This window comes from Bacteroides sp. OM05-12, assembly GCF_003438995.1.
Taxonomy (GTDB): Bacteria; Bacteroidota; Bacteroidia; order Bacteroidales; family Bacteroidaceae; genus Bacteroides.
Genome location: NZ_QSUN01000027.1, coordinates 23,984 through 38,758, shown reverse-complemented (window position 1 = coordinate 38,758; position 14,775 = coordinate 23,984). Strand labels below are relative to the sequence as shown.

The following is a 14,775-nucleotide window of genomic DNA, read 5'->3' as shown; positions in this document are numbered from 1 at the left end:
CCCGGGTTATTTCTTCTTTCCTTGTTATTGTTATCTTGCTTTCTTCTTATTCTTCCAAGACCGCTTTTTTTGCTTTGACTCTTTATCTTGTTTCTGTCTTTATAAATAATGATAATTATGATTCCCTTTTCTATTCTTCCTTTTTTCCCATATTGCTCCGGAATAATCGGAAAGGTTAACTATAAGTTTGTTCTAATCACTACATCAATGTTTAATAATTCTGAATTAGAATATAATATTGAGATTAATCATAATAGAATATGATCAATCTATTAATTTAGTGTATATATTTGCAATGTATTGTTGAAGTATTCATACTTATAGCAAAGAACATTTGCTTTGAATTTATAATAGTTGATTAAATTAAAAAATAATTGCTGTTTTGCAAAACTAATATAATGGTAAATTTGTTGTATTAGTGTATTATGATAAACAACGAAAAATGAAAGCAAATCAGAGAATATTATTGTTGTTATTTTTATTTATACTGAGCTTTTTCGGTATAAAGGAAATTATCGCAGATAATTCTTTGGCTTCTTCCGATCCAATATTACTCCAAAGCTCATCTTATGAACTATCCGGATGTGACAGTTTCTATGATTATACAAAAAGTTCGGGGGAATTGGAGAATAATTCATTCCATTACTATACTGACTGCACGACTACCGATATAGTTGAGCAGGGGCTTTCACAGAATTCTTTCATAAGCCAATATCGTTTGCGTAAGGGTATTGACCTTTCCTGTTTTTTTAGAAGTGTGATGCAGCAATTATCTTTTAGAGATGATATCTTAATGCTAGATAAAAGTAAAACGTTTTATTCATGGGTTAACCATAAAGTATTGCCTTCGTGCGAATACTACATTTTCACGCTTCGGCGAATAATCATTTAAAATAGTTTTTTATTTGTATGTCTTTTAGTGTGCGGTAAATGAAATATTTAACCGTGTACTTACTTATTATTTTTTACGACTATAAAATAAATAAAAAACTATTATGGAAACGACAGTTCAAAATAAATCAAAATCATTTACCGGTATTAAATCAGCTGGTCTTGTGATCTTAGCATGCCTTGTTATTGCTATATTAATATTCCATTTCGTATTTGGAAATCCTTCTAATTTTATGAATAATGATCCGAACAATCATCCTCTTCCCGGTAATTTATTGGGGACGATTTATAAAGGAGGAATTATTGTTCCGATTATTCAAACTCTGCTTCTTACGGTAATTGCATTGAGTGTTGAACGTTTCTTTGCTATCAAGAGTGCACATGGAAAAGGGAATCTTGTAAAATTCGTGAGAAGTGTTAAAGAAACGTTGGCGAAAGGTGATATTAAAGCCGCCCAAGAGTTATGTAATAAGCAAAAAGGTTCTGTTGCTAACGTAGTCCTGTCTGCATTAAAGAAATATGATGAGATGGATAAAGATGACACACTTGCTAAAGATCAGAAACTTGTTGCCATTCAAAAAGAAATAGAGGAAGCTACGGCTTTGGAACTTCCGATGCTTGAACAGAATCTTCCTATTATTGCTACTATAACCACATTGGGTACATTGATGGGATTACTTGGTACTGTTATTGGTATGATTCGCTCGTTTGCAGCTTTGGCTAATGCCGGAGCAACGGATTCAATCGCATTGTCGCAAGGTATCTCCGAAGCTTTAATCAATACCGCATTCGGTATTCTTACCGGTGCATTGGCTGTTATTTCTTACAACTATTTTACCAGTAAGATTGATAAAATAACTTATAGCATTGATGAAGTCGGATTCTCGATCGTACAAACATTTGCGGCTACTCATAAGTAACATTCACTTTTAAAACTGCAATGTTATGGCACGACTCATTGTGAAAAGAAAGAGTACCCGTATTGATATGACGGCGATGAGTGATGTGACTGTACTATTATTGACATTCTTTATGCTGACCTCGACGTTCGTGCAAAAAGAACCGGTACAAGTTACTACTCCGGGATCTGTATCAGAAATAAAGATTCCCGAAACAAACATTCTCCAGATACTTGTCGATCCGGAAGGAAAGGTATTTCTTCGCTTGGATAAACAGGGAGATATGGTTAGTTCGCTTGAAAGTATGGGAAAAGATTATGGAATAACATTTACTCCGCAAGAGCTGAATAAATTTAAGCTTTTGCAGACATTTGGAGTTCCAATATCCAAGATGAAAGGTTTCCTTGCCCTGTCTACTACTGAACAAGATAAGGTTCTAAAAGATATGGGTATCCCTTGTGATAGTACGGATAATCAGTTTAAAGCATGGGTGAGATCAGCTCGTGCGTCCAATGCTGATTTGAGAATAGCGATAAAAGCCGATCAGAACACACCCTATTCAGTTATTAAGAACGTGATGAACTCTCTTCAAGATTTAAGAGAGAATCGTTATAACCTGATAACTTCTTTGAAGGCTGTACCGGCAAATCAAAAGTAAAATATCATGGCTGAAGTACAAAATAATAATGGCGATAAAAAGAAAGGTCGTCAGAAGAAGATGAATGTGTTCGTGGATTTCACTCCGATGGTGGATATGAATATGTTATTGATTACTTTCTTTATGCTATGTACATCCTTGAGTAAACCTCAGACAATGGAAATCAGCATGCCAAGTAATGACAAAGTTTCTGAAGAGCAGCAAAGTAAAGTAAAAGCGTCTAAGGCTATGACTTTTATTTTGGGAGCTGACGATAAAGTATATTACTATTTGGGTGAACCCGATTATAAAGATTATACTTCTTTGAAAGAAACGGATTATACTCCCGATGGCATGAGGGCTTTGCTTTTAGTTAGGAATAGGGATGTAGTAGCCAAAATGAATGATTTGAAAAAGCAAAAAGCTGAATTGAAAATATCCGAAGAAGAATATACTAGAAAAGCATCGGAGATAAAGAATGACAAAAATTCTCCTGTTGTGATTATCAAAGCGATGGATGGGGCTAAGTATAAGAATCTGGTTGATGCGCTGGACGAGATGCAAATCTGTAATATTGGTAAATACGTGATTGTTAATGTTACTGATGGTGATGAATTCCTTTTAAAGAATTATGAGACCTCAGGAGAACTTTCACGTAATATAGCCGGACAAGTTTAACAGCTTAAATTAAAAGAATATGGCTAAGATAGATTTAACCTCTCCGGAATGGTGTGAACTGGTTTTTACGGATAGGAATAAAGAATATGGTGCGTATAGGATGCGTGAAGAATCTCCGAGACGTCATAATTGGGCTGTTTTGATTGTTCTGTTAGTGGCTCTTATCGGGTTCAGTATTCCTAAGTTAGTGGAGTTTGCTACCCCGGAGAAGAAAGAAGTAATGACTGAAGTTACTGTTTTATCGAAACTCGACGAAGCAGAAGTCAAAGATCAGGAAGTAAGACCTGTCGAGCCTTTAGCTCCGCCTCCTCCTGCTTTGAAGAGTTCCATTAAGTTTACGGCTCCTGTGATAAAGAAAGACGAAGAAGTCCGTGATGAAGATGAAATAAAAAGTCAGGAAGAAATAACGAATACTAAAGTGGCTATTTCCATTGCAGATGTTAAAGGTAACGATGAACTCAATGGTAAAGATATTGCAGACCTGAAAGAAGTAATCACTCAGGCTCCTGTGGAAGAGGAGAAACCTTATGTGGCGGTAGAGCAAATGCCTCAATTCCCGGGAGGAGATACAGAGTTATTGTCTTTTATTGCTAAGAATTTGCATTATCCGACAATTGCTCAAGAGAATGGTGTGCAGGGAAAAGTTTATATACGCTTTGTCGTATCCAAATCAGGAACAGTACAGGGTGTGACTGTATTGAAATCTCTTGATCCATATTGTGACAAAGAAGCCATCCGAGTGATAAAGATGCTTCCTAAATGGATACCGGGCAGACAGAATGGTATCAATGTACCGGTATATTATACAGTACCTATTACTTTTAAATTACAATAAAATTGATGAAGATGAAACGATTTGCCATATTTCCTTTTCTTATTCTCCTCCTTTTGGTCGGATGTAAGAATAAAAGTAGAGACGCATTAACGGATACGATGACTTCCGGGGTGATTAAGATTGCGGTCGATGAGAATTTTGAACCGATTATTCAGGAGGAAATAGAAGTTTTCGAGGCATTGACTCCAATGGCAGGAATCGTTCCGATTTATTGTAGTGAAGTGGATGCAGTGAACTATCTCCTGAAGGACAGCGTGCGGTTGGCAATCACCACTCGCGAGTTGTCTTCTCAGGAAATGGAGTCGTTCCATAGTCGTAAGTTCTTTCCAAGAAGTATCAAGCTTGCTATAGACGGAATTGCCTTGATTGTAAACAATCAGAATCCTGACTCTTTGATAAGTGTGTCTCAATTGGAAAAGATTCTAACCGGTGAGATTACCGATTGGAAAGAGCTTTACCCTGCATCCCGTTTAGGTAAACTTCAATTAGTGTTTGATAATCCGAATTCCAGTACTGTTCGTTTTGCTATGGATTCTATATGTAAGGGGAAACCCCTGTATGAAGAATTGAAAGCACAAAAGACGAACTCGGAAGTGATTAATTATGTAGCGAGAACACCCGGAGCTATCGGAGTGATAGGTGTGAATTGGTTGGGAAATCCGAGAGATACGACCAATCTTTCTTTTAATGACAGGATTAGAGTGATGGCTGTCAGTAGAGCAAAGATTGCCATCCCTGAAAATAGTTTCAAACCGTATCAGGCATATCTGGCAACCGGAAGTTATCCGCTTTCCCGTAATGTATATATTTTGTTGAATGATCCGCGTGGAGCGTTACCTTCGGGTCTTACAGCATTTCTTACCGGAGCGAGAGGGCAAAGGATAATATTGAAATCAGGATTGGTCCCGGCTACGGAACCTGTCCGTATTGTAAATGTAAAAGACGAATAATCATATAATTAAAGAACGACTATGAGACGAATAATTTTAATAATAATGTTACTGCTCTTGGCTGGTTTGCTATTTCGGGTATCTGCACAAACTATTGATAGCGAAGGGGTGGCTTATTATAAAGCGGGGTTTCCAAATGCGGCTAAAACTCTTCTGTTGAGTGAGGTCGGGACTTCACCGTCTGATGCGAGAGGGTATTATTATCTTGGGAATATATATTTTAGTGAGAATAAAGCAGATTCTGCTTCTTATTACTATAAAAAAGGGTTGGCATTAGATGCGGAGAATCCATATTGCCGGATTGGTTTGGCACAACTGCTGTTAAAGGATGATCCGAAACAAGGTGCAGAACAGATCGATGCAATGTTGAAAGGCAAGAATAAAAAGAATCCGGATATCATTATTGCAGCAGGTAGAGCTTTCTTGGATAATAATATGCCGGAAAAAGCCTTAGAGTACAAGGAGCTTGCAGAAAAAATAGCAGGGAAGTATGCACCATTGCATGTCTTTGCCGGTGATATTGCTTTCGTAAAAAGCAATATGGGTAATGCTTGCAGTGAGTATGAACAGGCTATCTACTTTGATCCCGATTGCAAGGAAGCTTATATAAAGTATGCGGAAGCCTATATGAATGTCAATCCCCGATTATCGGTGGAGATGTTATTTAAACTGAAAAGCCTGCATCCGGATTTTCTTCCGGTGGAAAAAGAGTTGGCAATTGTCTATTATTCTTTGGGAGAATATCGCGAAGCTATTGATGCTTACGAACAATTTATCCATTCAAATTGCGCTTCAGTCGATGATTTTACCAAATACAGTATGGTATTGTTTTTGGCAAAAGATTATGGGAAGTCATTAGACTTAGTAAATAAAGCGTTGGAACGTGATCCTGATAATGTTATTCTTAAACGTTTGGCAATGTATGATAATTATGAATTGAAAGAGTATAGTAAAGGCTTACAAGCGGCACAAACGTTCTTTGATCAGTCGGCCGATTCCGAATGTGTATATCTGGATCATCTTTATTACGGACGTTTGTTGAGTGCCAACAAACAATCGGATAAAGCATTGGAACATTATTACAAGGCGTTGGATATGGAGTCGGATAAGCCGGAAATCTGGAAAGAGTTATCAGAAGTACATGAAAAGATGAGTAATTATAATGAGGCGATTCATGCTTTTAATACTTATTTGAAGGCTATCGGGAAGGATGCCGAAGTAGCGGACTTATTTTTCTTAGGCAGGCTTTATTATTATGAAGGAAGTGCATTAACAGATTCATTGCCTGAGAACTTAGCAAAGAAGAAAACTGCTTTGGCTAGTGCGGACAGTATCTTTTCTATTGTGGAAGAGAAAGTGCCGGATAATTATTTGGGTTATTTTTGGCGTGCCCGTGCTAATTCTTTGTTAGACCCGGAAACAACGGTCGGACTGGCAAAACCTTATTATGAAAGTGCATTGGCAATTCTTGAAGACAAACCGGATGCAGGGAAATCACTTCTTGTAGAATGTAATAGCTATTTGGGCTATTATTATTTTGTGAAGAATGAGTTTACCGAGTCTAAAGTTTATTGGAATAAAATATTGGAAATTGATCCGTCTAACGATACGGCTCGTAAAGCGTTGGAAGGTATTCAATAAATTGTTTTTTTTACTTACATAAATTTAGTTGTTATCAGGAAAGAGGGAGAAGTGATTCTGCCTCTTTTCGTTTTTCTGGGGGATAGATTAGCTTTTCTAAAAGTCATCTGCTTAAATATCCATTATTTGTACATAATAAATACGGGAAACGGTAAACTTATTATGAAAAAAAATGTTTTCTTTGTAAGCAGTTTGTGTTTTAGAAGACAATGATGAAGAAAATATTGCGATGGACAGGCATTATCATACTTACTCCTGTTCTTCTGTTTGTAGTTTTGTTTATTCTTTTATATATACCTCCTATCCAGAATTTCCTGAGAGAGAAGGCTACTACTATTGCATCCGAGGCAACAGGCTGGGAGATCGGTATTGAGCGTATCAGTCTTTCTTTTCCACTTAATCTGGTGGTAAAAGGCGTTGAAGTGGTTGATAAACAAGATACACTCTTAACGGCAGGAGAACTAATGGTCAAAGTACAGCTTTGGCCTTTGATAAAGAAGCAGGTTGAGGTTAACGGGATCGGACTTCAAAATGTGAAAGTAAATTCGGCCGGATTGATTGACGGCATGAGGATAGAAGGTTCTTTAGGGGATTTCTTTTTAGAATCGCATGGAGTTGATTTGGATAAAGAAACGGTGACAGTGAATAAGGTAAAGCTTAGTGATACGGATCTGAGACTTTGTTTGAATGATACGACTGAAAGTAAACCGGACACGACTTCTACTCCTTTGAAATGGAAAATACTTTTGCATCAGTTATCGCTGGACAATATAGCTTTTGCCTTACAAATGCCTGCTGATAGCCTGAATCTGTATGCACGCATCAATAGTGCAATGTTGCAGAAAGGAGAAGTAGACTTGGGCACGGAACTTTATCAACTGGCTTTGTTGAAGCTTTCAGATAGTGAGGTGCATTATGACTCCGGGAATGGAATTGCTTCTGCCGGTTTTGATCCTTCGCATATTATTGCCCGTAATATTAATATCAGACTGGATTCATTAAAATATCACGGGCAGAACATCATGGCACAGATACGCCAATTTACGTTGGATGAACGTTCCGGGCTATCTGTAACGTCCTTGAAAGGTAATATTAAGTCTGACAGTACCTCTATTCGTATTCCTGATTTGCGTTTGGAAACCCCTTATTCCTTCGTAGACTTGTCGGTTTTAGCCGATTGGGCTACTGTTTATAAACCGGAAACAGGTGTGCTTTCCGTACAGTTAAATGCCGATTTCGGGAAAGAAGATGTCTTGCTGTTTACAGGGCATTTATCCGATGATTTTAAAAAAGAATATCCTTTTCGCCCCCTTGTGTTAAGAGCGGATATAAAAGGTAATATGCAGGAACTCAAATTGAATGAACTTCGTGCGGAGCTACCCGGTGCTTTTAGACTGGCAGTGGAAGGCAATGCTACTTCGGTTCTGGATAGCATAAACCGTAAAGCTTTTATTGATTTGGATGCGTCGACCGGTAATCTTGACTTTGTACTTTCCTTATTGGATGCCGAGTCAAGAGATAATTTTGCCATTCCCCATGATATGTCTTTAACCGGTGAAGCTAAAATGAACGGAGAAGCATATCATGCTAACCTTGCTTTTGCTGAAGGAGTCGGAAAGATTCTCTTAAATGCTTCATATGATGGAAAGAACCAAGCGTATAGTGCGGCATTGGATATTGACAGTTTGCAATTAACAGATTTCATGCCGAAAGATTCTCTTTATATGCTTACGGCATCCGTTGCGGTCAAAGGAGAAGGACTTGATTTCTATTCACCGAAAACCCGTGTGAATGCGGAATTGAAAGTAGATGCTTTTAGTTACGCTATCTATGATCTGTCAGGTATTCAGCTGACGGCATCTTTAGAGAAGAATCAGGCAACCGTTTTATTGGACAGTCATAATCCTTTGGTTGATTTGCAAGCGAGACTGAATGCTTTGCTGCATAAGAATCAGATCAGTGCAGATTTGGATATGAATGTCGCTAATATTAACTTTTATCGGATGCACATGACGCCGACACCTTTTGATGTCGCCCTTAATTTTCGGGTAAAGGCATCTACAGACATGAAGATAACTCATTCACTGGATGGTGCTATTACCGATATGCGCATGAAAACAGAGAAGCAGAACTTTAAACCTAAAAACATCTATTTTGAAGCATCAACGGGAAAAGATTCCACTTTGGCAAGCGTGAGTGCAGGAGATTTAAAGGTTTCTTTGGAGGGAGTAGGAGATATAGAACGGATTATGAAAGAATCAAACCGTTTTATGGAAGTGCTGACCGAACAGCTTGCAGAGAAACGAATCTACCAGAATGAATTGCGTAAGTATCTGCCGGGTACGTGTATCCGCATCACTGCCGGAACGGACAATCCGTTAAGTAATTATCTGGCGGCAGCTTCCGGTATTGGCTTTCATCAGTTCTTGATGGATATGGATACTTCTCCGGAGGAAGGGCTTAATGGTAATTCCTATATTTATGCTTTACATACGGATAGTTTGCAGTTGGATACGATACGGTTGGACATTCATCAGGATACTACCGGAGTGAAGTTTGCTGCCGGAGTAGTCAATGGACCGGACAATAAACAAATAGTCTTTAAAGCATCAGCCGACGGTGAGATTCATAAACGGGGTGCTGAGTTGTTATTGAAATACTTTAATGATAAAGGTGAGAATGGCGTGTTGTTGGGTATTCGTGCAGTACTACACAAGAATGGAATGTCTTTCCATCTTTTCCCGGAGCATCCGACGATTGTATTCCGGCCTTTTAATGTGAATAAAAAGAATTATGTTTATATAGGAAAAGATAATCGGGTACGTGCTGACGTTTCCGTCTTGGATTCGGCAGGGACAGGATTAAAACTCTATTCCTTGCCTGATACTACGGTGTTGCAGGATATAGCGGTGGAGTTGCGTAGGATAGAGCTGGCGGATATATGCGAAGTGATGCCTTATATGCCGAAGATCAGCGGATTGTTTAATGCAGAAGCTCATTATGTTCAGACAGAGCAGAATCTTCAGTTGGCTGCCGATGTGCAAGTGCAGAAACTGGTATATGAGAAGAATGCAATTGGTAATGTCGAACTTAGTGCGGTTTATTTGCCGGGTGAAGAAGGTGATCATCACCTGGATGCCCATCTAACCCACAATAATGTAGAGGTTTTATCGGCAGGTGGTGTCTATCATACCGCAGGCAATGGCTCTATTGATGCGGATGTTACTTTGCAGGATCTTCCGTTGGATTTGGCGAATGGCTTTATTCCGGATAGGATGGTGAGGCTGATGGGGAACTTGGATGGTAATCTGAGTGTCAAAGGTGAGTTGTCAAAGCCTGTCTTGAACGGTGAAGTTGTATTAGACTCGGTAGCGGGCGATGTTCCTCAGTATGGTTTACGTTTCCGTATGGATAATAAACCGATTCGTTTGGAAAACAGTAAATTGGTATTTGATAAATATAATCTTTATACCCGTGGAGATAATCCGTTTGTTATTGACGGCAATGTCGATATGTCGGATTTTGCAGCGATGACTGCCAATCTGAGGTTGCGTGCACGCAACTATGAGTTGATAAATGCTAAGAAAACGAAAGAGTCTTTGGTATATGGGAAAGTTTTCGTAGACTTTTTTGCTACGGCAAAAGGACCTTTGGATGCTTTGCAGATGCGGGGTAATATAAATCTGCTTGGAACGACTAATGTAACCTATGTTTTAAAGGATTCTCCGTTGACTGCGGCTCAAGACCGCTTGGGCGAGTTGGTGACTTTTGTTGATTTCAGCGATACTACACAGGTGGTACAGGAACAAATGCCTGCGGTTTCTTTAGGAGGCATGGATATGTTGATGGTAGTCCATATAGATCAGGCGGCAAGGGTAAATGCTGATTTGAGCGAAGATGGCTCCGACTATATCCGTTTGGAAGGAGGCGGTGATCTGTCGCTTCAATATTCGGAATATAATGGCATACAGCTGACCGGACGTTATACGCTGACAAGCGGTAAGATGAAGTATTCAATTATGGGATTGAAGAAGTTGGATTATACGATTCAGAATGGAAGTTATGTCGATTTTAGCGGTAACCCGATGAACCCGTTGTTGAATATTGTTGCTGTGTATAAAGTCCGTACTTCCGTTATGCAAGACGATCAGAAACGGATGGTCAACTTTGAAGCGAGCATCACCATACAGAATACGTTGGAGAATCTGGCTGTCAGCTTCAACCTGAGTGCACCGGAGGATGCTACCATACAGAATGAACTGTCTGCCATGTCGGATGAAGAGCGTAGTAAGCAAGCAGTAGCGATGATGATAACCGGCACTTATCTGGGTAGTGGCGGTACCGGTGGTTTCAATATGGGCAGTAGCCTGAATAGTGTCTTGAATAGTGCAATTCAGGGTATAACCAATAATATTAAGGCTGTGGATATTAGTTTGGGAGTCGATATGTCCGATGGTTCGGATGGCAATGCCCATACGGATTATTCCTATCAGATATCCAAACGTTTCTGGAATGACCGGTTCAATGTTATTATCGGCGGAACCATCTCTTCCGGTGATAATGTGCAACAGGGGGAACAGACCTTTATTGATAATATATCGATAGAATATCGTTTGGACGGCAGTGGAACGCGTTACATCAAGTTGTTCCATGATAAGAATTATGATAGCATATTGGATGGTGAGATCACCGAAACGGGTGTTGGTGTTGTGTTGCGTAAGAAGATGTCCCGAATGGGAGAACTGTTTATTTTCCGCAAGAGTAAAAAGGCTTCGAATGCCGGAAATAAAAAGAGCAAATAAAGATGAAGAAGATAGATACACATAGTAAGGCGACTGTAATTATTCTTTTGATACTTCCTCTTCTTTTGTCAGGATGTTCGATTACACGTAATCTTCCGAAAGATGAAGTTTTGTATAGAGGGATAAAAGAAACGATCGTAGAGAATGAAGATAAGACTCCTGCCGGTGATGCCGCACTTGCAGAAGTGGAAGCAGCATTGGCTTGCAAACCGAATAACTCTTTCTTTGGGAGTTCATCCATGAAGTGGCCTTTTCCTTTTGGTTTGTGGATCTATAATGATTTTGTAAACTCCAGGAAGAAAGTCGGCAAGTGGATATTTGATAAGCTTGCTGCCAAGCCGGTGTTTATTTCAACGGTAAATCCGGAGTTGCGTACGAAGATAGCCCAGAATGTATTGCATGATTACGGTTTCTTTAACGGGAAGGTTACTTCGGAAGTTGTACCGATGAAAGACAGCTGCAAAGCTAAGATCATTTATCGGGTGGATATGAAGAATCCCTATTTTCTGGATTCGATAGCTTATCTCGGCTTCTCTCCTCGTGGCGATAGTCTTATACAGGCAGAATGGCAACAGCGTTTGATACGAAAAGGAGATAATTTCAGCGTTATCCAATTGGATGCGGAACGTCAGCGATTGAGTAATCTGTTCAGGAATAACGGCTACTTCTACTATCGTCCTGATTTTATCACTTTCCGTGCCGATACGTTGATAGCTCCGGGAAAGGTGAGCCTGCAAATTATTCCGAAGCAGGGATTACCTCCTATGGTAAGGCGTCAATGGTATATGGGACGTACATCTTTTACCATAGCGGGATATAACAACACTAGCCGCCGTGCGCCAAAAGATTCTGTGATGTATAAAGATATGCTCGTTTATTATACCGGCAAGCGTCCTCCTGTGCGTCCTTCCGTTTTATACAAACGGTTGCGTTTCCATGAAGGTTCTCTCTACTCGCAGCAAGCGCAATCAAAGAGTCAGGAGAATCTGAACCGTCTGGGCGTGTTCCGTTATGCGGAGTTCCAGTATGCACAACGGGATACTCTTCCTTCGTGCAATCGCCTTGATTTGAAGATTAATGCAGCGATGGATTTGCCGCTTGACGGAGAATTGGAACTGAATGTCACATCTAAGAGTAATGATCAGATAGGACCGGGAGCTGTGTTCAGCGTATCGAAGAAGAATGTTTTCCGCGGAGGTGAAACCTTCTCTGTGCAATTAAAGGGTTCGTATGAATGGCAGACAAATTCATCTGTCAAAGGAAGCAAGTCCAAGATCAATTCGTATGAGTTGGGCGTTTCAACTTCATTGCATTTCCCGTGGGTAGTATTCCCGTGGCTACATAAAGTTGATTTTAACTTCCCGGCTACCACTACTTTCCGCCTTTATGCAGACCAACTGAACCGTGCCGGCTTTTTCAAGATGCTTTCTTTCGGTGGTAATGCAAGCTACAATTTTCAGCCTTCGGCAACCAGGAAACATTCTGTTACCCCGTTTAAGCTCACTTTTAACGTGATGCAAAGCAAGACCGCCAAATTTGATTCTATCATGAATGCAAACAAGGCTCTTTATCTCAGTTTGCAGAACCAGTTTATTCCTGCCATGTCATATACTTATACGTATGATGATGCGAGTATCACGGCGAAGCGCAATCATCTATGGTGGGAGACTTCTGTTACTTCGGCAGGAAACATAACTTCCGGAATCTATGCCATATTCGGGCAGAAGTTTGAAAGAAAAGATAAGAAGCTGCTTGGAAACCCGTTTGCACAGTTCATGAAACTGACTTCCGAAATCCGTTATAATTATAAGATAGATTCCAGACAACGCCTTGCCATGCGTTTTATGGCAGGTGCTATTTATTCTTACGGCAATGCAAAGGTTGCTCCTTACAGTGAACAGTTCTTTATCGGCGGAGCAAACAGTATTCGTGCGTTTACGGTACGTTCCATCGGACCGGGCAGTTACCATCCGAAGGTGGAAACCAAGTATTCTTATATTGACCAGACGGGTGATTTGAAGCTGGAAGCCAATATTGAATATCGTTTTAAGATTATAGGTGACCTGCACGGAGCTGCTTTCTTGGATGCCGGTAATATCTGGCTGTTGAGGAATGATCCTGACCGTCCGGGCGGGCAATTCAAATTTTCCGACTTCGGAAAGGATATTGCTTTAGGCACAGGAGCGGGATTGCGTTATGACTTGACGTTCCTTGTTATCCGTTTCGATGTCGGAATAGGACTGCATGTCCCTTATGAAACCTCCAAGAAAGGATATTATAACTTACCCTCTTTTAAGAAAAGTCTCGGTTATCATTTAGCGATTGGTTATCCTTTCTGATTCTGTTGTGCTTTACAAATATAATTACTACTTTTGCGGGTATTAAGAACGAGCTTTAATATTAACCTTTATAAATTACAACAAAATGAAACCTACATTATTTGTACTGGCGGCCGGAATGGGAAGTCGTTATGGTGGTTTGAAACAATTAGACGGGCTGGGTCCTAACGGAGAAACAATTATGGATTATTCAATCTTCGACGCAATACGCGGTGGATTTGGGAAATTGGTATTTGTTATCCGTAAAGACTTCGAAAACGATTTCCGTAATAAAATTATCAGTAAATATGAAAACCATATTCCGGTAGAATTGGTATTCCAATCTATCGACGATCTGCCTGCGGGATTTACCTGTCCGGAAGGAAGAACGAAACCTTGGGGAACGAATCACGCTGTATTAATGGGTAAAGACGTTATCAAAGAACCGTTTGCCGTTATCAATGCAGATGATTTCTACGGACGTGATAGCTTTGCGGTGCTTGGAAAGGCATTAAGTGAGATGGACGGAAAGAAAAATGATTATTGCATGGTAGGTTATCGTGTAGGCAATACTTTGTCTGAAAGCGGCTCTGTGGCTCGTGGCATTTGCGGAACAAATGAAGGAGGATACCTGACGACTGTTGTAGAACGTACCGAGATTATGCGCGTCAACGGTCCTGTTTGTTACAAAGATGAAAAGGGCGAATGGGTAGCTATCGAAGATAATACGCCGGTTTCTATGAACATGTGGGGATTTACTCCTGACTATTTCAAGTATTCGGAAGATTATTTCGTGGAATTCCTGAAGGAAAATCGTGAAAACCTGAAAGCTGAGTACTACATTCCTTTGATGGTCAACAAATTGATAAACGATGGTACAGCAAGAGTGAAAGTGTTGGATACCACTGCCAAATGGTTTGGTGTGACCTATGCTGCCGATCGTCAATCTGTCGTAGATAAGATTCAGGCTTTAGTAGACGCCGGCGAATATCCCGCTAAGTTATTTTAATGGATATACCTGTTATCCTCTTTTCAGGGGGGATAACACTAATCGATAGTCAGGCTGTGGAGGCAACAAGGGTAGGTTGCTTTCACAGCTTTTTTTATATAGATTTGTTTGTTTC

At 39.9% G+C, this 14,775-nt stretch carries 10 protein-coding genes; all 10 read left to right on the top strand.

Translation table 11 applies throughout. From position 1 onward, the window contains the following. Positions 1-442: 442 nt before the first annotated feature. The 10 genes from DXB63_RS15515 to DXB63_RS15470 all read left to right on the top strand — a co-directional run bounded on the left by DXB63_RS15515 (position 443) and on the right by DXB63_RS15470 (position 14,660). Complete coding sequence (locus DXB63_RS15515; protein ID WP_122127312.1) at positions 443-892, top strand: hypothetical protein; 450 nt, start codon at positions 443-445, stop codon at positions 890-892. Between the two features lie 103 nt (positions 893-995). Continuing rightward, the gene (locus DXB63_RS15510) at positions 996-1,811 is read left to right on the top strand and encodes a MotA/TolQ/ExbB proton channel family protein (protein ID WP_122127311.1); all 816 of its coding nucleotides are present in this window, start codon (positions 996-998) and stop codon (positions 1,809-1,811) included. Between the two features lie 25 nt (positions 1,812-1,836). Beyond that, positions 1,837-2,448 (top strand): biopolymer transporter ExbD, encoded by a 612-nt coding sequence (locus tag DXB63_RS15505; protein ID WP_122127310.1) that lies wholly within the window; start codon positions 1,837-1,839, stop codon positions 2,446-2,448. Positions 2,449-2,454: 6 nt separating this feature from the next. Then, a complete protein-coding gene (locus DXB63_RS15500; protein ID WP_122127309.1) occupies positions 2,455-3,105 on the top strand; it encodes a biopolymer transporter ExbD in 651 nt (216 codons plus the stop codon). A 19-nt stretch (positions 3,106-3,124) separates the two neighbouring features. Continuing rightward, on the top strand, positions 3,125-3,940 hold the full coding sequence (locus DXB63_RS15495) for an energy transducer TonB (RefSeq protein ID WP_122127308.1): 816 nt from the start codon (positions 3,125-3,127) through the stop codon (positions 3,938-3,940). Between the two features lie 5 nt (positions 3,941-3,945). Next, a complete protein-coding gene (locus DXB63_RS15490; protein WP_122127307.1) occupies positions 3,946-4,890 on the top strand; it encodes a PstS family phosphate ABC transporter substrate-binding protein in 945 nt (314 codons plus the stop codon). A gap of 21 nt (positions 4,891-4,911) precedes the next feature. After that, on the top strand, positions 4,912-6,531 hold the full coding sequence (locus DXB63_RS15485) for a tetratricopeptide repeat protein (RefSeq protein WP_122127306.1): 1,620 nt from the start codon (positions 4,912-4,914) through the stop codon (positions 6,529-6,531). A 209-nt stretch (positions 6,532-6,740) separates the two neighbouring features. Then, positions 6,741-11,333, top strand: a complete 4,593-nt coding sequence (locus tag DXB63_RS15480; protein ID WP_122127305.1) for a translocation/assembly module TamB domain-containing protein — start codon at positions 6,741-6,743, stop codon at positions 11,331-11,333. Positions 11,334-11,335: 2 nt separating this feature from the next. Next, on the top strand, positions 11,336-13,672 hold the full coding sequence (locus tag DXB63_RS15475) for a BamA/TamA family outer membrane protein (RefSeq protein ID WP_122127304.1): 2,337 nt from the start codon (positions 11,336-11,338) through the stop codon (positions 13,670-13,672). Between the two features lie 85 nt (positions 13,673-13,757). After that, complete coding sequence (locus DXB63_RS15470; protein WP_122127303.1) at positions 13,758-14,660, top strand: nucleotidyltransferase; 903 nt, start codon at positions 13,758-13,760, stop codon at positions 14,658-14,660. Positions 14,661-14,775: the final 115 nt, after the last annotated feature.